The 19,885-nt window shown below is 71.0% G+C and carries 15 protein-coding genes; 7 read left to right on the top strand and 8 right to left on the bottom strand.

Going from position 1 to position 19,885, the window contains the following annotated elements:
• Positions 1-2 precede the first annotated feature (2 nt).
• From AB0J91_RS28815 to gabT, 4 genes are all read right to left on the bottom strand, one after another.
• Entirely contained in the window at positions 3-1,460 is a 1,458-nt protein-coding gene (locus AB0J91_RS28815; RefSeq protein ID WP_363875029.1) for a cytosine permease, read from the bottom strand.
• A gap of 156 nt (positions 1,461-1,616) precedes the next feature.
• Complete coding sequence (locus AB0J91_RS28810; RefSeq protein ID WP_363875026.1) at positions 1,617-3,035, bottom strand: helix-turn-helix domain-containing protein; 1,419 nt, start codon at positions 3,033-3,035, stop codon at positions 1,617-1,619.
• Positions 3,036-3,186: 151 nt separating this feature from the next.
• Positions 3,187-4,635: an NAD-dependent succinate-semialdehyde dehydrogenase gene (locus tag AB0J91_RS28805; RefSeq protein ID WP_363875023.1), complete on the bottom strand. Its 1,449-nt coding sequence runs from the start codon at positions 4,633-4,635 to the stop codon at positions 3,187-3,189.
• Positions 4,636-4,647: 12 nt separating this feature from the next.
• A complete protein-coding gene (gabT, locus tag AB0J91_RS28800) occupies positions 4,648-5,994 on the bottom strand; it encodes a 4-aminobutyrate--2-oxoglutarate transaminase (RefSeq protein ID WP_363875020.1) in 1,347 nt (448 codons plus the stop codon).
• Between the two features lie 98 nt (positions 5,995-6,092).
• Between gabT and AB0J91_RS28795 the strand changes: the two genes are divergently transcribed.
• Complete coding sequence (locus AB0J91_RS28795; RefSeq protein WP_363875017.1) at positions 6,093-6,959, top strand: LysR family transcriptional regulator; 867 nt, start codon at positions 6,093-6,095, stop codon at positions 6,957-6,959.
• Positions 6,960-6,969: 10 nt separating this feature from the next.
• Here AB0J91_RS28795 and AB0J91_RS28790 read toward each other — a convergent pair whose 3' ends face one another.
• From AB0J91_RS28790 to AB0J91_RS28780, 3 genes are all read right to left on the bottom strand, one after another.
• On the bottom strand, positions 6,970-7,482 hold the full coding sequence (locus tag AB0J91_RS28790) for a PPOX class F420-dependent oxidoreductase (RefSeq protein ID WP_363788271.1): 513 nt from the start codon (positions 7,480-7,482) through the stop codon (positions 6,970-6,972).
• A gap of 137 nt (positions 7,483-7,619) precedes the next feature.
• Positions 7,620-9,773: an acyl-CoA dehydrogenase gene (locus AB0J91_RS28785; protein WP_363875015.1), complete on the bottom strand. Its 2,154-nt coding sequence runs from the start codon at positions 9,771-9,773 to the stop codon at positions 7,620-7,622.
• Between the two features lie 266 nt (positions 9,774-10,039).
• Positions 10,040-11,230: a thiolase family protein gene (locus tag AB0J91_RS28780; protein WP_363875012.1), complete on the bottom strand. Its 1,191-nt coding sequence runs from the start codon at positions 11,228-11,230 to the stop codon at positions 10,040-10,042.
• 134 nt (positions 11,231-11,364) lie between these two features.
• Here AB0J91_RS28780 and AB0J91_RS28775 point away from each other — a divergent pair, with 134 nt between their 5' ends.
• Both AB0J91_RS28775 and AB0J91_RS28770 read left to right on the top strand, forming a co-directional pair.
• The gene (locus tag AB0J91_RS28775) at positions 11,365-12,126 is read left to right on the top strand and encodes a 3-hydroxyacyl-CoA dehydrogenase (protein WP_363875009.1); all 762 of its coding nucleotides are present in this window, start codon (positions 11,365-11,367) and stop codon (positions 12,124-12,126) included.
• 175 nt (positions 12,127-12,301) lie between these two features.
• Positions 12,302-12,940 carry a TetR/AcrR family transcriptional regulator gene (locus AB0J91_RS28770; RefSeq protein WP_363875006.1) on the top strand — a complete coding sequence of 213 codons (639 nt, stop codon included), beginning with the start codon at positions 12,302-12,304 and terminating at the stop codon, positions 12,938-12,940.
• 51 nt (positions 12,941-12,991) lie between these two features.
• Here AB0J91_RS28770 and AB0J91_RS28765 read toward each other — a convergent pair whose 3' ends face one another.
• On the bottom strand, positions 12,992-13,939 hold the full coding sequence (locus tag AB0J91_RS28765) for a polyprenyl synthetase family protein (protein WP_363875003.1): 948 nt from the start codon (positions 13,937-13,939) through the stop codon (positions 12,992-12,994).
• Between the two features lie 908 nt (positions 13,940-14,847).
• On the opposite strand from AB0J91_RS28765, the gene AB0J91_RS28760 reads away from it, so the two are divergent.
• The 4 genes from AB0J91_RS28760 (at position 14,848) to AB0J91_RS28745 (ending at position 19,596) form a co-directional block, all read left to right on the top strand.
• Positions 14,848-17,067 carry a molybdopterin cofactor-binding domain-containing protein gene (locus AB0J91_RS28760; RefSeq protein ID WP_363875000.1) on the top strand — a complete coding sequence of 740 codons (2,220 nt, stop codon included), beginning with the start codon at positions 14,848-14,850 and terminating at the stop codon, positions 17,065-17,067.
• Positions 17,068-17,079: 12 nt separating this feature from the next.
• Positions 17,080-17,535, top strand: coding sequence for a (2Fe-2S)-binding protein (locus AB0J91_RS28755; protein ID WP_363874998.1), 456 nt, complete (start codon positions 17,080-17,082; stop codon positions 17,533-17,535).
• A gap of 91 nt (positions 17,536-17,626) precedes the next feature.
• Positions 17,627-18,661: a hypothetical protein gene (locus AB0J91_RS28750; protein WP_363874996.1), complete on the top strand. Its 1,035-nt coding sequence runs from the start codon at positions 17,627-17,629 to the stop codon at positions 18,659-18,661.
• A complete protein-coding gene (locus AB0J91_RS28745) occupies positions 18,658-19,596 on the top strand; it encodes a terpene synthase family protein (protein ID WP_363874993.1) in 939 nt (312 codons plus the stop codon). Before AB0J91_RS28750 ends, AB0J91_RS28745 begins: the two co-directional genes overlap by 4 nt.
• The last annotated feature ends 289 nt before the right edge of the window (positions 19,597-19,885 follow it).

Here is a 19,885-nt window from a genome sequence, read left to right as displayed (position 1 = left end):
CCTCAGGCGGATGCGGCCTGGGCCGGGACTTCTTGTTTCGCCGCGTCCGGGACCGGTTGCGGGGAGCCGATCGTCAGCAGCAGGTAGGCCGCGGCTGTGGTCACCGCCGCGAGCGCGAAGCTCAGGTCGAGGCCGAACGTCCACTCGATCAGCGGCCCCCGGAACAGGGAGGTGTCGACCGACAGCAGGCCGACCGCCGAGCCGATCGCCCACGCCGCTGCGGCTCGCAGGTTCCAGCCCGCCGTGAACCAGTAGAGCCCGCCCCGGGAGCGCCGGTTGTAGACCTGCAGCGCGTCCGGGTCGTACCGGCCTCGGCAGCGGTAGAAGCCGATCAGCGTGATGACCGCCCACGGGGCGCCGATGGCGGTCAGCAGCAGCACGAAGGCGGTGACCGCGTCCTCGGCGTCCCACACGAAGTAGCCCAGGAACACCAGGGCGGTCGAGGCCACCGAGGTCAGGATCGTGGCCTGGACCCGCGACAGCGGCGGCAGGATCGCGTCGAGGTCCAAGCCCATGCTGTAGATCAACGCACCGGCGTTGCCGATCGTGCCGAACACGCCGTTGAGCAGCAGCGGGATCAGGAACCACACCGGTGCCGCCGCCACCAGCGGGCCGACGTAGTCGTCGGCGGCGCCGGAGGCGAACGCGGTGAACGTGCCGAACAGCTGCGGCACGAGCAGCCCCAGGACCATGCCCACGGCCGAGGCGACGAACACCGACGGCCCCGAGTAGCGCTGGGGCGAGACGTAGCGGCTGTAGTCGCCGAGCAGCGTGATGAAGGCCATCGGGCCGCTGAGCCCGGCGGCGACCGCCGAAAGCGCCCAGGTGGTCCAGAAATCGCCCATCGCGTACCCGGCGTCGGTGACCGGTGCCGTGCTGAACTTCCCAGCGTAGGCGACGATCCCCAGCGCCATGAGCGCCAGCGTCCCGGCCGCCACCCACTTGCTCATCCGCGTGAGCAGCCGGTAGCCGAAGATCGCGATGAGCACCGACAGCACCGCCAGCACCGCGTAGGCGACGGAGAAGCTGGCGCCGCCGTCGGGAAGGCCGAACAGCCGGTGCAGCGGGCCGACGATCGCCGCGCCGCCCGTCCACACCGTCAGGGCCGCGTAGCCCAGCGACAGCAGCAGCCCGATCATCGAGCCGATGAGCCGGCCCCGGACGCCGAACGTGCCGCCGCTGCTGGTCGAGAGGTTGGTGGCGGTGCGGAACGACACCAGTGCGAGCGGGGCGACCAGCACGGTCCCCAGCAGCGTTCCGGCGACCATCGAGGCGATCGCCGGCCAGAACTCGAGTCCGAACGACGCGGGCAACCAGCCGAAGATGACCACGCCGAGACACATGTTGGAACCGAGCAGGATTCCCGCGACATCGCGCGGTCGTCCGGTGCGGTCGGTTTCCGGGATGGTGTCGACCCCGTGCTTCTCGATACCCGAGTCGCGCCGCTTATCCGGATGCATCAGCGCATGACCTCCTGTGAGGGCTCCGATCGGCCGTCGTCGGCCGTGGCTTCCGCACAGAGTGGTCGACCTCACCGGACATCGGATAGTGACCGATCCTCCGAAGTCGGGAGGCCCCGTTGGACGATCGCACAACGCCGGTGCGCGATCTGCCGGTCAGCCCTGGGACAGCCCGCGCAGGGCGAGGTAGAGGTCGACTCGGTCCGAGGTGCGGGAGAGGCTGCGCCCCGTCAGCTCCTCGACCCGGCTCATCCGGTGCCGGAGCGTGTTGATGTGCACGTGCAGGCGCTGCGCGGCCTCCTGCCAGCGGCCCCCGGCGTCGAGGAACACCGCCAGCGAGGGCAGGAGATCGCCGCCCCGGCTCTCGTCGTGGTCGAGCACCGGACCGAGCAGGGCCTTCGCGGTGGCCGTCAGCAGCTCCGGGTCCTGCACCGACAGCAGCAGCGCCGGACTGCTCAGCTGGTCGTGCGTCATCCAGCCGCCGTCGGCGCGAGACGAGGTCGCCTCGGCGGCGTGGGCCGCCTGGAGCAGGCTCACCCGCAGATCACCGGCCCCGCCCGGCTTGCCGACACCGACGTGCACGACGTCGCCGGACCCGGCGAACGCGTCGTGGACGCGGCGGGCGAGCTCGGTCTCGGTGCCGCGCACGTGCGAGAAGGCGGCCACCTCGCGGCCGCGCTGCACCGCGATGCCGTCGGTGCCCAGCAGCTCGCCCAACCGCACCGAGTGCGTCGCCGGGTCCCGGCTGCGCAGCACGACCGCCGCCAGCGGCCCGTCCGGCGGCAGCCCCAGCGAGTGCAGCCGGGTGCGCACGGCGGCGGTGTCGACGGTGGCGCTGTGGACCCACTCGAACAGCTCCCACGAGTAGCGGACCTCGGTGGCGCGCACCGCCCGCACGCGCTCGATCTCCATGGCGATGAACGGCATCGCCTGCACCACGGCCGCGTGCTGCTCGACGTCCAGCTCGTCCATCGGTCGCGGCAGCAGGAGCTCGGCGTCGGCCAGCCCCTCGCCGACGAGGGGCAGCGGATGGCTGGGGTGCGGTTCCTCGCCCTCGATCAGCCCGCCGCCACCGCGCACCGCCACCGGTTGCCCGAGCTGACCGGCCAGCGTGCGCAGCACCGTCTCGACGCCGCGCCGGACGCGCAGCGCGGCGACGATCGCGTCGTGCTGGCCGAGGTGGCGCCGCAGCGGGCGCTCCCACTCCGCCCGCTTGGTGTTGACGAACGCCTCGACGATCTGCAGGAACGCGACGTCGACCGGGACGACGAAGCAGGTCAGGCCGCGTTGCCGGGCGGCGTCGATGAAGTCCTCGGGAACCGCGGTCTCCGGCGGCACGATCCCGAACCCGACCGCGGCGACGTCGGCCTCGACGAGGTCGTCGATGAACGCCTCGGCGGTGATCCCGGCCGAACGCCACACGCCGGCGGTGAGCACGACCTCGCCACCGCGCAGGAACCTGCCCGGAGCGCGCACCTCGATCGTGTGGACCCAGCGGATGGGCCGGTCCACCTGACCGCGCACCCGCACCTCCAGCGCGAGTTCGGGGGTGCCCAGCAGATCGTCGACTCGCAACCGGCAACCTCCGCAACTCCGACCGAACGGCCCGGTGTCCCACCACGAGCACCGGCCCGCCGGTTATACCCCGAACCCACCCCGCTCCACCCGCACCGCTGACCGGATCTCCGGGGAACCCGATCAGCGGCGGCAGGACGAGAGGTCGGATTCACCAGGCGAGGCTGAGGTACTGGGTCTCGGTGAACTCGTGGAGGCCTTCGTGGCTCCCTTCCCGGCCGAGTCCGCTCTGCTTGGTGCCGCCGAACGGGGCGGAGGGGTCGGAGATGACGCCCCGGTTGATGCCGACCATCCCGGCGTCGACGTGCTCGGCCAGGTCGACGGCGCGCTGGAGCTCACCGGCGAAGACGTAGGCGGCCAAACCCATCTCGGTGTCGTTGACGGCGCGCAGCAGCTCGCCTTCGTCGCGCCAGGTGACGACGGGCGCCACGGGCCCGAAGATCTCCTCGCGCACCACGCGCGCGTCGGCGGGCACGTCGGTGAGCACGGTCGGGGCCAGGAAGAACCCCGGGCCGTCGGGGACCTCGGAGCGAGCTGCGACGCGAGCACCGCGCGCGAGCGCGTCGTCGATCAGCGCGGTGATGTCGGCGACGGCCTGGGCGCTGATCAGCGGGCCGATCTGGTTGCCCGAGTCGGAGGCGGGACCGACGCGCAGGGCTTCGACCTCCTTGCCCAGGCGCGCGGTGAACTCCTCGGCGACGTCGGCGTGCACGTAGAACCGGTTGGCGGACACGCAGGCCTGCCCTCCGCCCCGGAACTTCGCGACCACCGCGGCCTCCACGGCCGCGTCGAGGTCGGCGTCGGCGGTGACGATGAACGGTGCGTTCCCGCCGAGCTCCATCGAGGTGTTGACGACCCGATCGGCCGCCTGGTGCAGCAGCAACCTGCCGACCCGGGTCGAGCCGGTGAACGACAGCTTGCGGACCCGGGAGTCGTCCATCCACGTGCCGACCACCGCGGCGGCGTCATCGGTCGGGACGAGGTTGACGACCCCGTCCGGGACACCGGCTTCGGCCAGCAGCCGGGTGATCGCCAACGCGGTCAGCGGTGTCTCCGCAGCGGGTTTGAGCACGACGGTGCAACCGGCCGCCAGCGCAGGTCCGATCTTGCGGGTCGCCATGGCGGCGGGGAAGTTCCACGGCGTGACCAGCGCGGCCACCCCCACGGGCCGGTAGGTCACCAGGGTGCGGGCACCCCCGGCGGGAGCGGTGGAGTAGCGGCCCTCCGCGCGCACGGCCTCCTCGGCGAACCAGCGGAAGAACTCGGCGGCGTAGGTGACCTCGGCGCGCGCGTCGGCCAGGGACTTGCCGTTCTCCGCCGTGATCAGCCGGGTGAGGGCGTCGTGGTCGCGGTGCATGAGCTCGTAGGCGCGGCGCAGCACGTCGGAGCGTTCCCGGGGTGGCGTCGCCGCCCAGGACGCGGCTGCTGCGGAGGCGGCGTCGACGGCGGCGGTGGCGTCCTCGGCCGCGCCGTTGGCGACGGCGGCCAGGAACTCGCCGGTGGCGGGGTCGACGACGTCGAACCGGCCCGCGCGTCCGGTCTGCCACCGCCCTGCGATGTGGAGCGCGCGGTCGGTGTCGAGGGTGTCGGGGGAGAGCACGTGATCGTCCTTTCAGGAGCGGAGGTCGGCGAACGCGGCGGAGAGCACGTCGAAGGCTTCGTGGAGCAGTTCGTCGCTGATCGTCAGCGGCGGCAGGAAGCGCAGGACGTTGCCGTGGGTTCCGCACACCAGGACGATCACGCCCTGGGCGTGCGCGGCGGTCGCGACCGCGTGGGCGAGCTCGGGGTCGGGTGCCGCCGTCGTCGGATCGACGAGCTCCACGGCCAGCATCGCGCCCCGGCCGCGCACGTCGCCGACGCGCGGGTCGGCGTCGCGCATGCGCGAGAGCCGGGGCAGCGCGAGCGCTTCGATCTCGCGGGCGCGCTCGATCAGCCCGTCCTCGGTGATCGTGTCGATCGTGGCCAGCGCTGCCGCGCAGGCCAGCGGGTTCCCGCCGTAGGTCCCGCCGAGTCCGCCCGCGTGCGCGGCGTCCATGAGCTCGGCGCGCCCGGTGACCGCCGCCAGCGGCAGACCGTCGGCGATGCCCTTGGCGCTGACCAGCAGATCCGGGACCACGTCCTCGTGCTCGCTGGCGAACATCGCGCCGGTGCGGGCGAAGCCGGTCTGCACCTCGTCGGCGATGAGCACCACGCCGCGGCTGCGGCACCACTGCTGCAGCGCGGGCAGGAAACCGGCGGCGGGCACGATGAACCCGCCCTCGCCCTGGATCGGCTCGATGACCAGCGCCGCGAGGTTCTCCGAACCGACCTGCTTGTCGATGACCTCGATGGCGCGTCGCGCGGCCTCCGGGCCGTCGACGTCCGGTCCGTCGCGGAACGGGTAGGACAGCGGCGCGCGGTAGACCTCGGGGGCGAACGGGCCGAAGCCGTGCTTGTAGGGCATCGCCTTGGCCGTCAGCGCCATCGTCAGGTTCGTGCGGCCGTGGTAGGCGTGGTCGAAGGCCACGACCGCCGACCTGCCGGTGGCGGCGCGGGCGATCTTCACGGCGTTCTCGACGGCCTCGGCGCCGGAGTTGAACAGCACCGAGCGCTTCTCGTGCGTACCGGGAGCGAGGCGGTTCAGCCGCTCGGCGACGGCGACGTAGCCCTCGTAGGGGGTGACCATGAAGCAGGTGTGGGTGAACTCCCGCACCTGCTGCTCGACGGCGTCGATCACGCGGGGCGCGCTGGCCCCGACGGTCGTGACGGCGATGCCGGAGCCCAGGTCGATGAGCACGTTGCCGTCGACGTCCTCGACGACGCCACCGGCGGCACGCGCGGCGAACACCGGCATCGTGGTGCCGACGCCTCGGGCGATGGCGGCTTGCTTGCGCGCCATGAGCGCGCGTGAACGGGGACCGGGGATCTCGGTCACGAGGTGGCGGTTCTGGTGAAGACCCGTGTCGGGAATGGCGGTCATGGAGCCCATCCTCGGCACGCGAGGCCATGCCGTCGAATGCCTGTTTCGCAAGCCACCTAGTACGTCCAGGCATACTCGCAGGTGTGGAGCTGCGCAGCATGAGGTATTTCGTGGCCGTCGCCGAAGCGGGAACCGTGAGCGAGGCCGCCAAGCGGGTGCACGTGACCCAGCCGGCGTTGTCCCGGCAGATCCGCCTGCTCGAACGCGAGCTGCGGGTGACGCTGTTCGACCGCCGCGAGGGCCGGTTGGAGCTCAGCGCGGCCGGGCGCGGGTTCCTGCCCGTCGTGCGCGACGTGCTGCACCGCGCCGATGCCGCCACCGCGGCCGCCGAGTCGCTGGCGGCCGGACGGCTCGTGCACCTGACGATCGCGGCCAGCCCGACCACGCTGACCGACGTCGTCGCCCCGTTCCTGGCCACCTTCGGGCCGCGGGACCCGCAGCCGACCGTGCAGGAGTCGAGCGGTCCGGAAGCCCTCGACCGGTTGCGTCGAGGTGCGGATCTCGCGATCGTCGCCAAGCAACCACCGGCCCTCTGGAGCACGCGGACCCTGGCGGTCCTGCCGCTGTGGGCCTACGTGCCGCAGGAGCACCCGTGGGCCGACCGCGACACCGTCGACCTCGACGAGCTCGCCGGGCACCCGCTGGTCGTGCTCGACCCCACCTTCCGGCCGCGCCAACTGCTCGACCAGGCCCTGGCCGGGGTCGGCCAGGCGTTGGCCGATCCCGTCGAATGCGGCAACGCTCAGGTCGCCCAAGCGCTCGCGGCAGCGGGCCGCGGCATCGCGGTCGTCTCGGACGACCCCCGCTTCGACCTGCACGGCCTGCGCATCACCCAGCCCGGAGGCGAGGACCTCAGCATCACCCTCCACGCCGCGTGGGACCCCGACCACCACGCGGCTGCGTCGCTGAGCACCTTGGCGGAACGCCTCGAGACCTTCTGCCTGACCCGCTACCCCAACGCCTGAGGCGAGGGGCCTACCGGTCGGCCGATTCCGGGTAGTGCGCCGCGGTGGTGCCGCCGAGGGGCATGGGGTCGAGGCCGAGCTTGCGGTGGTCCCAGGAGCGGGTGCGGTGGACGTCGATGCGGACGGCGACGCGCTTGTGCAGCATGTGCTCCACGAGCGGCTTCACCTCGTCGCTGTAGGGGCCGTGGTAGCGCTCCCACATGCTGACGCCCACGGCCCACAGCGCGTCGGGGTCGTCGACGATCTCCGCGCGTCCTTCCAGGGAGACGCCGCGCAGCACGTCGTAGGTCAGGCCGTCCTCGATCAGGACGGTGACGCGCGGGTCGCGGCCGATGTTGACCGCCTTCTGGGCCTTGGCCTTGGTCTCGAACCAGATCACGCCGTCGATGAGCGCGAACCACATCGCCACGGCGTGCGGGTGCCCGTTGGCGCCCAGCGTCGCCAGCGTCGCGGTGCGGCGGGTGGCCAAGAACGCCGAGATCTCCTCGGGCGTCATCTGGACCTGCGCTCGTTGGTTCGCCATCGAATCCTCTCCTGTTGCTGGAGCGTCCCCACCGTGGACGCCTGGTTGGTGATCGTCAGACCGCGTCGAAGGCGACCGATGCGGCCTCGGGGTTCGAAATCCTCTTCGCGCCGCGGGATTTCCGCCGGTTCGCCCCGTCACTTGATCAGCGGGTCTCGGGGCAGTCCGAGGATGCGTTCACCGATCTGGTTGCGCTTGATCTCGCTGGTGCCGCCCGCGATGGACAGCCCGCGGTGCAGCAGCGCCAGCGCACCGCTGAACGCGCCGGGCCCGTCCAGGTAGACCGCGTCAGGCCCGCTGAGGGCGTTCATGATGGCCGCGGCTTCGTGCCCCAGTTCGGAGAGCACGAGCTTGGTGATGGCTCCTTCGGGCCCCGGTTCGTCTCCGGCGACGGCGCGGTGCGCCGAACGCACGTTGAGCATCTCCATCGCGTGGTGTTCGGCGGCGTACCGGCCGATGCGGACGGCGCCGCCGGGGAGCCGGTCGGGGTGCGCGTCGAGGTGCGGGACCATCGCCGAGGCCGGGGTGGACATGGTGCCCTGACCTCCGCCGATGCTGACGCTCTCGTTGCCGAGCGTGGCCCGCGCGACGGTCCACCCGCCGTTGATCGGACCGACGACGTCCTCGTCGGGGACGAAGACGTCCTGGAAGAAGACCTCGTTGAACTCCGAGGCGCCGGACGGCATCTTGATCGGCCGCACGTCGACGCCCTCGGCTCGCATGTCGATGACCATCATGGTGATGCCCTGGTGCTTGGGCACTTCGGGATCGGTGCGCACGGTCGCGAAGCCCTTGCTCGCCTTGTGCGCGCCGCTCGTCCAGACCTTCTGGCCGTTGACGAGCCACCCGCCGTCGACGCGCGTCGCGCGGGTCTTGATCCCGGCCGCGTCGGATCCGGCGGCCGGTTCGCTGAACAGCTGGCACCAGATGACGTCCTGGCGCAGCGCGGGGCCGACCCACCGGCTCACCTGCTGCTCGGTGCCGTGCTGGATGAGCGTGAGCACGACCCAGCCGGTGATCCCGTACTGGGGGCGCTTGACCCCGGCCGAGGCGAACTCCTGCTCCACCACGAGCTGTTCGACGGCTCCGGCCGCCCGGCCGTGGGGCTCGGGCCAGTGCGGCATCACGTAGCCGGTCTCGATCAGGCGTTCCTTCTGCCGGTCTTCGGGCAGCGCGGCCAGTTCCCGGGCGACGGCGCGGACTTCTGCGCGCAGGTCCTCGGCCTCGGGCGGAAGCTCGACGGTTCGGGCCCGGGTGACGCCCTGGCGCGTGAGCGCGGTGACCTCGCCGGCGGCCTCGTCGGCCGACAGGGTCGCGCGCAGCGTCGTCGCGCGGCGCACGTAGAGGTGCGCGTCGTGCTCCCAGGTGATGGCGATGCCGCCGTGCACCTGGGTGTTGAGGTTGGCGCACAGGTCGGCCGCTGGTGCGGCGAGCGCGGCGGCGGCCGCGGCGGCGAAGGTGAGTTGGTCGCCGCCGGTTTCGGCGGCGCGGGCCGCGTCCCAGACGGCGCTGGTGGCCAGCTCGGTGGCCACGGCCATGTTGGCGCAGTGGTGCTTGACCGCCTGGAACGTGCCGATCACGCGCCCGAACTGCTCGCGCTCCCGGGCGTAGGCGGCGGCGAGCTCGGTGCACTCGCGGGCGACACCGACGGCCTCGGCGGACAGGATCACGCGCGCCAGATCGACCAGCGCTCGTCGACCTCCGGCCAGAACCGCTGCCGGTGCGCCGTCCAGTGAGACGCGAGCCGAGCGGCGGGAGGGGTCCAGGTTGGCCGGAACCTCCGCGCTCACGGCCTCGCCGACCTCGACGACCACGACGTCGTCACCGGCGGGCAGTACCAGCAGCCGCGCCAGGCCGCCGCCCAGCACGGCCGGTGCCGATCCCGACGCGGTCCCTCCGGAGACCTCCAGCCGGGCGTCGAGCGCGATGCCGGCGGGCACCGACCCGTCGGCCAGACCGGGCAGGAACCGGCTCTTCGTCTCCTCGTCACCGGCGGCATCGATCAGGGCTGAGGCGATCACGGTCGGCGCGAGCGGTCCGGGCGCCACCGCGCGCCCCATCTGCTCGGCGACGATCGCGGTCTCGGCGAGTCCGAATCCCGCGCCGCCGTGCTCCTCGGGCAGGTGCAGCCCCAGCCAGCCCAGGTCAGCGGCCTCCTGCCAGAACGAAGGCAGGGATTCGGAATCGGATTCCAGCAGCGCGCGGCTGGCGCCACGTGCTTCGCGCCGCGCCAGCAGATCGGAAGCGGTCTCAGCCAGCAGCCGGTGATCCTCGTTGATCGCGATCGACATGTCTGAAGCCTAGGTTCAAAAACGCCCCCAGCCCACCCAGGAGAGCCATCGGATCTCGCTGACCGCGTCACCGGTCTCGGCCGGTGCGACGCGAGGTGGCCGGAGAGCGACTGTCCACTGTGGTCTTCCCGGATCGATGTGTGACCCGGGTCTCAGTCGCGCGCAAGGGCGCGATGTGCACCGTCGCCGACGTCGAACGCGGAGTCCGCGCCGTCGGCGAGAAGGTCAAGCCCTGAGCGGCCTCCCGGGGGAGGCCGCCCGAGTGCTCAGAGGCGTTCGACGAGGGTCGCGTTGGCCATGCCGCCGCCCTCGCACATGGTCTGCAGCCCGTACCGGCCACCGGTGGCCTGCAACTGGTTGACCAGCGTGGTCAGCAGTCTCGTGCCGGAAGCGCCGAGGGGGTGGCCCAGCGCGATGGCCCCACCCCGCGGGTTGAGGCGGGCGGGGTCGGCGTCGAACTCGCGCTGCCACAGCAGCGGCACCGGCGCGAACGCCTCGTTGACCTCGTAGGCGTCGATCTCGTCGATCGACACCCCGGCGCGGTCCAGCAGCTTGCGGGTGGCCGGCACGACCCCGGTGAGCATGAGCAGCGGGTCGCTGCCGGTGACGGCGAAGCTGTGGAACCGGGCCTTGGGCTGCACGCCGAGCGCCGCGGCCTTGGCCTCGCTCATGATGAGCACCGCCGACGCGCCGTCGGTCAGCGGCGAGGAGTTGCCCGGCGTGATCCGCCAGTCGATCTCCGGGAAGCGCTTCGCCAGCTCCTCGTCGGCGAAGGAGGCCCGCAGGCCCGCGAGCCCTTCGGCGGTTGTCGACGCGCGCACGGTCTCATCGGTGCTCACGACGCGCTCGGTGCCGTCCTCGCCGGTCACCGCCACCGGCAGGATCTCGTCGTCGAAGGCCCCATCGGCGGCGGTCTGCGCGGCGCGGGCGTGGGATCGGGCGGAGAACTCGTCGAGCTCCTCGCGGCCGAACTTCCACCGCGCCGCGATCAGCTCCGCCGAGACGCCTTGGTTCACCAGGCCTTCGGGGTAGCGGGCGGCCATCGATGGGCCTCTGGGGTCGGTTCCCATCGGGGTGGTGCCCATAGGCACCCGGCTCATCGACTCCACACCGCAGGCGATCACGACGTCGTAGGTGCCCGCGAGGACGCCTTGGGCGGCGAAGTGCGCGGCCTGCTGGCTCGAACCGCACTGCCGGTCGATGGTCGTGGCGGGCACCGATTCCGGGAAACCGGCTCCCAGCACGGCGTTGCGGGTGATGTTGAGCGCCTGCTCGCCGGCCTGGCCGACGCAGCCGCCGATGACGTCGTCGACCTCACCGGGGTCGATGCCCGTCCGCTCGACGAGCCCGCGCAGCGTGCGGGTGAGCAGTTCGGCGGGGTGGATGCTCGACAGCTGCCCTCCGGGTTTTCCCTTGCCTGACGGGGTTCTGATCGCGTCGACGATGACGGCGTCCATGGCGCTCCTCCTCCGAAGTCCACTTAACGGTCGCTAAGCAGGCGCGGGGTGTCAATACGACGAACGCTTGGTTACTTATCGCTCGCTCAGTATGCTGCCCTCCGGTGCTCGGACGACATGTGAGGAGTCGGAAAGTGGACATCGAGGATGCTGTCGCGCTCGTGACCGGAGGTGCGTCCGGGCTGGGCCTGGCGACGGTGAAGGAACTGCACGGCCAGGGCGCGAAGGTCGTCATCGTGGACCTGCCGTCGTCGCAGGGCGAGGCCGTGGCCGCGGAGCTCGGCGACGGCGTCGTGTTCGCCGCAGCCGACGTCACCGACGAGGAGCAGGTGACCGCGGCGCTCGACGCCGCGGACGGGCTGGGGCAGCTGCGGATCGCGGTGAACTGCGCGGGCATCGGCAACGCCGCCAAGACCGTCGGCAAGAAGGGCGCCTTCCCGCTCGCCGACTTCACCAAGGTCATCAACGTCAACCTCATCGGCACCTTCAACGTGCTCCGGCTCGCCGCCGAGCGCATGTCCCGGACCGAACCGGTCGGGGAGGAGCGCGGCGTCATCGTCAACACCGCCTCGGTCGCCGCGTTCGACGGGCAGGTCGGTCAGGCCGCCTACTCGGCCTCCAAGGGCGGCATCGTCGGCATGACGCTGCCCATCGCACGTGACCTGGCGAGCCTGAAGATCCGGGTGACGACCATCGCCCCGGGCCTGTTCCACACGCCGCTGTTCTCCGCGCTGCCCGAGGAGGCGGTCGCCTCCCTCGGCGCTCAGGTCCCGCACCCGTCGCGGCTCGGCGACCCCGCCGAGTACGGATCCCTGGTGCGCCACGTCGTCGAGAACCCCATGCTCAACGGGGAGACCATCCGGCTGGACGGGGCCATCCGCATGGCACCTCGATGAGAGCGCGTTCCCGACCCGTGGTGCAGGCGGCGCGGCCGCGAGCTGTGAAGGCCACCTGAGCAACCGGCGGTGCGCAGGACGAGTTCAGCAACAGGCTCGCTGAGCTCGACCGAACCGGCCGGTGCCCGTCACCGGCCGGTAAGGTCACCCGCAGGCGGGGAGAGGGAGAGACGTGATGGCTCAGGCGAGTGCGGCGAAGCCGGACGCCGCGTCCGGGTGGCGGGATTTCGGGCCGCTCGAACTGACGCCCATCCTCGACGCCGCGGTCGACGAGTTCCGCGAGAGCGGGTTCCACGGCGCGACCGTGCGCCAGATCGCTCGCCGGGTCGGCATGACCGTTCCCGCGCTGTACTACCACCACGAGAACAAGGAAGGGCTGCTCGTGGCCCTCCTCGAACTGGGCACCGGCGATGTCGCCTGGCGGGTGCGCGCCGCCGCGCGCGAGGCCCCGGGATCCCCGCGCGAGCAGTTCGTGAACGTCATCGAAGCCATCGTGCTGCACATGACCTACCGGGTCCGGCTCGCCGCGCTCGACAGCGAGAACCGCTACCTGTCGCCGAGCAACCGGCGCCGCTACAGCGCCCGCCGCAAGACGGTGGAGACCGTCCTGACCGAGGTCATCGAAACCGGCAGCCGCGACGGCACCTTCACCATCGCCGACCCGGTGGAGACGTCCCGGGCGCTGCTGGGCATGTGCCAGTCGGTCGCCCGCTGGTACCACGCCGACGGCCCGCTGAGCCCCGAGGAGATCGCGGCTCGCTACGTCGACATCGCCCTGATGACGGTCGGCGCTCACCCCCGCCTGCGGTGCTGAGCCGGCCCGCGCTCGCCACGGCGCACCTCCGCTGCTGGTGGGGCGCGGGGTTCAGAACTCCCGGTCGACCACGAGGTGGGCCACCTCCTCGATCCTGCCCGCGGCGCCGGGGCGGTACTCGGCGCGGCGCGCGGCCGAAAGCGATTCGGACATCAGCCTTTCGGCCTCCGAACGGCTCCACTCCCGGCCACCGGCCTTCTCCACGAGCAGGGCGAGCTGTTCGACCTCGGCGTCGGTGAGCTCCTGCTGGGAGGAGTACAGCGACGCCAGCTCCTGGCCCGCGTCGGTCCCGGAGTTCAACGCGGCGACCACCGGGAGGCTCTTCTTGCGGGCGCGCAGGTCGGCGTGCACCGGCTTGCGGGTCACGGCCGGATCGCCCCAGATCCCCAGCAGGTCGTCGACGTGCTGGAAGGCCAGGCCCAGCTTCTCGCCGAAGGCCTTCAGGTCCTGGCGCTGATCGGCCGAGGCGCCGCCCAGCAGCGCGCCCAACTCGCAGGCGGCCCCGATGAGCGCGCCGGTCTTGCCGCAGGCCATGTCCTCCACTTCGGACACCGCGACGTCGGTGGCGCTCTCGAAAGCCAGGTCCGAGGTCTCGCCCTCGATGAGGGCGGTGGTGGCCTCGTGCAGGACGTGCACGGCTTCCGCGCCGCATCCGGCGAGCACCCGGTAGGCCAGTGACAGCAGCGCGTCTCCGGCCATGATCGCCGGCCCGGAACCGAACGCCGCCCAAGCCGTCGGACGTCCCCGCCTGGCTGCGTCGCGGTCGAGGACGTCGTCGTGCAGCAGCGAGAAGTTGTGCACGAGCTCCACCGCGACCGCTGCCGGAACCGCCGTCATTCCCGAGCCGCCGACCGCTTCGGCGGACAGCAGCACCAGGGCCGGACGCACGGCTTTGCCCGACGCCTCGCCGCCGGGTTCACCGCGCGCGTCCCAAAAACCGAGGTGGTAGCCGCACACGTGCCGCGTCTCCTTCGGCAGGCCGGAAATCGCCTGTCTCATCGCGGGATCGAACAGCTCTCGGGACCACCGCAACGAATCCACTACCGATGTCGCCATCACCAGATGATCTTGACAGTGCCGATGCCGCGACGGGAACCGGCGATCGCGCATCGGGGTCATTTTTACGCCGGACAGAGATGTTCGTTGCGACATTGAGGGGATTCGGAATTCGAAGGAGAAAGGAAGCAAGCAATTGCTTACATCGGAAGAGGGCGTGGATCCATCAGTGTTTGGAATATTCCAAAACTGGGAATCGGCAGGTCACTACTCCCGAATCCAGTGATCTTCCGTTATTTCGGGTCGCGGCAGTTCTGCAATAATCGCAGGTGGTAGACTCATGATTGGCATATACCAGAGTTTAAGCCGAAAACTAACGGCGTGAGTTCATCACGGAACGGATTCTTTCGGGTCTCCATGGGAATGCAATGTCGATCTTTCGAATGGATTCGAATGGGGAGTCGTTCTGTGAATTTCCAGACTTGCTCGTTCCGAATTGATTCCCAGCTGCGGTTTTGCCTTGCGCCGAGGTTCGGTTGGTATCTCTCGGCCACTGTTCGGACTAGTGGTTCGCCGTCGTGCGGGCGATTCAACGCCCTGAAATGCCCCCGGTATGGTCCGCCCGGCAACAGGCCGGATGGGCTGCTCGAAAACCCCTTCGCGCCTGGCAAGTTCGGTTTTCACGGAAAGAAGTCGGCACAGGTCTCCAGCTTCACTGCGATGTAACTCTTCTCTCGCGGAGCGAATTCGCGAACGTCCTTGTCCTGCAAGCGTTGTGGAACGCGGCGTGGGGATGTTCGTGCGATCCGTCGTGCCCGGAAAGCGGCACCGAGTGGCCAAGCGGATCGATGCTGCCCGCGTGGAGGGAGTTCCCGGTCGTGGCCTGTGGCGACGCTGAGAGGAGCCCCTGGATGGAAAGCCCTGCCACGAAAGCGGAAACCGAGGTGCAGGCCCGGTTGGGCCGTCGTCGGTTCCTCACCTACCTGGCGGCGGCGCCCACGCTCACCGTCGTCGGGAAGATGCTCGCCGAGGGCGAAGCGGCCGCCGCCGCGTTCGCCCCGAACCAGCTGCCGGTGCCGCCGATCGCGGACCTGTTCGACATGGGTGACGCGATCAACCTCCTGGCCACACCCACCTTCGGTCAGCTGCGCCTGGGCATCAGCGAGAACAACGAGGTCTGGTTCGAGCTGCCCAAGACCGAGGTGGGGCAGGGCATCAACACCACGGTCGCGATGATCCTGGCCGAGGAGTTCGACGCCAAGCCCACCGACATCGCCATCACGCACTCCGACGCGCGTCCCGAGCTGTCCTACTCGCAGGTCACCGCGTTCTCCACCTCGGTGCGCGTGCTGCGCAAGCCGCTGGCCTCGATGGCGGCGGCGGGCCGGGCGCGGTTGGTCACCGCCGCCGCCAAGCGCTGGGGCATCCCGGCCGGTCGGCTGTCCACCAAGGACACCTGCGTCTACGCGCCGGACGGGCGCAAGCTGACCTTCGGGGAGCTGTCCAAGGAGGCGGCGAAGGTCGCGATCCCCGCGGTCCCGGCGACGCCGAAGCCGCCGGAGCGCTACCACATCGTGGGCAAGCCGCTGAACCGCCTGGACGCCAACGACATCGTCACCGGCAAGGCCACCTACATCTCCGACACCAAGATCCCCGGATCGGTCGTGGCCGTGGTGGTGCGCCCGCCGACGATCGGCGGCACCGTCGCCTCCTACGACGACTCGGCCGCCCGCGCCATGCCGGGAGTCGCCGCCGTGGCCCAGATCCCCACCGGCATCGCGGTGTGCGCGGAGAACACCTGGCAGGCCATGGAAGCGGCCAAGAAGGTGAAGGTGATCTGGAAGGACGGTGCGGCCGCCGCCAAGTCCGATGTGGACATCGCAGCGGTCCTGAAGGAGAAGGCGGGCAGCGCGGCCGAGGTGGTGAGCCCCGACGGCGGTGAGTTCGACGAGCGCTTCGACTTCGCCTTCACCAGCCACGCGCCGATGGAGACCGGCTTCGCCGTCGCGGACGTGCGCGAGGGCCGGGCCGAGGTGTGGTGCTCCTCGCACGTCCCGATCGAGGTGCAGAAGCTCGTCGCCGACGAGCTGAACCTGACCACGGCCGACGTCGCGGTGCACGTCAAGCGCGCAGGCGGGTCCTTCGGCCGCAACTGCCACATGGACGCACCGCTGGAGGCGGCGCAGGTCTCCCGAGCGACCGGCAAGGTCGTCAAGCTCTTCTGGACCCGCGACGACGACACCCGGCACGGGCGCATGCGCCCGGCCACCCACCAGCGCGTCCAGGCGTCCGTGCGCGCGGGCGAGGTGCGCTCCTTCCACCACCGGGTCTCGGGCGCGTGGACCGACCTCACGCACGGTCTCGGTGACATCGTGTTCACCGCGCTGATGGAGCTCGGCAAGCCCGCCAAGGAGGCGGTGGCCGACGTCGTCATCGGCGTCACCCAGACCGTCCCCTACGAGTTCGGGCTCGCCACGGTCTCGGGCACCGAGACCGACGTGGAGCTGCCCAACACCGGCGTGATGCGGGGCGTGCACTCGGTGGCCTACCGGGTCGCCGAGGAGATCACCGTCGACCAGATCGCCAAGCACCTGGGCAAGGACCCGGTCGAGTTCCGGCTGGAGTCGCTCAAAGACGACCGCACGAAGGCGGTGCTGCGCAAGGTCGCCGCGGAAGGCAGGTGGGGGAGGGCGATGCCCCGGGGTCACGCGCAGGGCATCGGCATCCACCAGGAGTACAAGTCGACGACCGCGACGCTGGTGGAGATCGACGCGACGGACCCGGAGAAGCCGCGCGTGACCGAGGCCTACGTGGCCATCGACCCCGGCCGGGCGATCAACCCGCGCGGGGTGGAGGCCCAGATGCAGGGCGGACTGATGGACGGCATCAACACCGTCCTCTACGCGGGCCTGCACATCGACGGCGGCGCGGTGCGCGAAGGCAGCTTCGCCGACTTCCAGGTGGCCCGTCAGGCGCAGGCGCCGTTGCGGACCGAGGTCTTCATCATGCCGCCCACCGGTGAGCCCGGTGGTGTCGGCGAGATCGCCGTTCCCGCCTCGGCCGCCGCGGTCGCCAACGCCTACGGCCGCGCCACCGGAACCGTTCCCCGCCAGTTCCCGATCAACAACTAGAGGAGGGCTCGCATGCCCCAGTACTCGATCACGGTCAACGGGGAGGACGTCGAGGTCGACGTCCCCGCGGAGATGCCCCTGCTGTGGGTCCTGCGCGACGAGCTGCGCCTCACCGGACCGAAGTACGGCTGCGGTGTCGGCGTGTGCCGCGCCTGCACCTGCCTGATGGACGACGAGGAAGTCCAGACCTGCGTGGTCAAGGCCGCCGACGCCGACGGCGCCGAGGTCACCACCATCGAGGGTCTGGCCGACGGCGACGAGCCGCACCCGGTGCAGCAGGCGTGGATGGACCAGGACGTCGCGCAGTGCGGCTTCTGCCAGCCCGGCCAGATCATGGCCGCCGTCGCGCTGATCAACGACAAGGGCGACGAGGTCACCGACGCGGACATCGACGGGATCGAGAACGTCTGCCGCTGCGGCACTTACGGACGGATCCGGGCCGCGATCAAGCAGGCCTCGCAGGCCTAGCGCAAGCACCTGAGGGCGGCGGGTGCCCGGTCATCGCCGGGTTCCCGCCGTCGATCTCCACCGCCTCGAACACCCTGAGGAGTCAACAGTCGTGACACTGTTCCAGCAGACCGCGCAACGCGCCCTGGACTACGTGCGCAAGTCGATCGGACCGGGAGGGGCTCCGTCGGTCGAGATGTCCTTCGACCCGCGGTTCGACGAGAGCTTCACCGGCCGCGAAGCGCGCCGGAAGCTGACCGAAACCCTCGGCGTGGAAACGGGTTTCGACCTCGCCGACGAGGCGTTCTCGGCGATGGTGTCGCTGATGCTGCTCACCACCACCGACGGCAGGCCCGACCGGGAACTGATCGCGCCGCTGTTCGAGCAGGTCGAGCGGTGCCGGTGGAAGCGGCGCTACCGCTTCCTGCCGGAGAGCGGCTTACCGGCCGACACCGATTGCACGGCGATGGCCACCGGCGCGCTGCGCGAACTCGGGATGCTGCGGGTCCCGGACCTGCAGGCGACGGTGCGCGAGCTGTCGCTGGCGGCCTCGCACGAGCCCGACGGCACGGAGGACCTGTGGCCGTGGGTGTACCTGGTCTACTGGGAGGACGGGCAAGAACCGGGCACGTTGAGCCGCGGGCGCAAGCACGACGCGGTGGTGTGCGCCAACGCCCTCTACACCCTGCACCTGGCCGGAGTCCCGGAGCGGATGGAGGAGCGCGCGGTCCGCGACGCCACCACCCGCTACCTGGCCGCTCACCTGGGCTCCGGGCGCTGGCTGGAGGGCACCCGCTACTACCCGTCGCCGCAGGCGTTCCTGCACGCGCTGTCGCGGGTGTGCGCCCGGTTCCCCGAGGAGATGAGTTCCCTGACCGGGCCGGCCCGGAGCGCTCTCGCCGAGGTCCCCACCGGCGAGGACTCGCTCTCCATCGCGCTGCACGTGCTCGCCGCCGACAACCTCGGGGCGCACGAGGGCCAGGACGAGCGACGGCTCCGGCTGGCCGAGACGCAGGACTCCGACGGCTCGTGGGCGGCCGGTGCGTACTACCGGATGGGCCGGTTCCAGGTCTACTTCGGATCACGCTACCTGACAACGGCTTTCGCGATGCGCGCGCTGTGGCGGTCGGGCGAGGTGAGCCGGTGAGCGACTTCGGACTTCCCCTCCGCGACCACATCCACCCGGAGGTCGACGACATCGGCGATCGGCTGTGCCGGTGGGCGGCCCGCGTCGGCCTGATCACCACCGACGCCGCCGAGCGGCGGCTGCGCGGGGCCGGGTTCCACGAGGTCACGGCGATGGTGCTGCCGGACGATCCGGCGGAGACCGTCGAGCTCTACGCCCAGTGGATCACGGTGCTGTTCCACCTCGACGACGAGCAGGACGACGACGCCGACCGCTCGCCGGAGTCGGTGCGCGAGGTCTACGCGGCCATCACCGCGCTCATGCTGGGGCGGCCGGTGCTGGTCGGCAGCCCGCTGATGTCGGCCCTGACCGACCTGTGGCCGCGCACGACGGCGGGCATGTCGGTGCGGTGGCGGGACCGCGTCATCGCCAACCTGCACCGGCACCGCGACGCGTTCCTCACCCAGATCGCCCACCGCGAGGCGGGCACCCTGCCCACGCCGGAGGAGTACCCGGCGCTGCGCCGGGAGTCCAACGGCATGTTCATGTTCGACGTCATCGAATCCGCCTGCGGCACCGAGGTGCCCGAACCGCTGGTGAGCGGTGAGGCGTGGACGGAGCTCTGCGCCGCCTCCAACGACCTCACGGCCTGGTGCAACGACATCCGCTCCCTGGCCAAGGAGTCGGCGAACGAGGAACCGACCAACTACGTCACGGTGCTGCGCGAGGCCCACGCCTGCACCGAGGGCGAAGCCATCGCCGAGGTGCGCAACCAGATCCTGCAACGGCAGAAGGAGCTCGACCAGGCCGCCGCCGAGGTCCGCGATCAGCTCTCGGGTCAGCCCGAGGACCTGAGAGCGCGGATCGGTCACCTCACCGATGTCATCGCCCACATCCCGGGCGGCCACGCCGCCTGGCTGGACACCTCGGCCCGCTACCGGCCGCCGGCCGCGTAGCCGGAACTCCTCGTCCGCCGAGCGGCCTCCCGACCCCGGGAGGCCGCTCCTCCTGTTTCACGCGGGCCGCGACCGAACCTGACCCCGTCCGAACCTGCGCGCCGCCGAGAGGGGGGTGGGAGGTGGTCGTGGTGCGTGTGCGAGATGAGGTCGGGGAGGCGGAAGTGGCTGGTTGAGGCAGGGGAGGCGGGGTTCCTCGATGTCGCGACAAAGGGGGTGTGTTGGTGCTGCGCGTTACCGCAGAGATAAGTTAGGCTGGCCTAAGTGTTTGTGAGAGTGCGTTGAGGAG

The sequence above is a fragment of the Saccharopolyspora sp. NPDC049357 genome (genome assembly GCF_040677225.1).
In the GTDB taxonomy this organism is placed as follows: Bacteria; Actinomycetota; Actinomycetes; order Mycobacteriales; family Pseudonocardiaceae; genus Saccharopolyspora.
The sequence above is the reverse complement of the archived record's forward strand: the minus strand, read 5'-3'. Positions and strand labels throughout refer to the sequence as shown.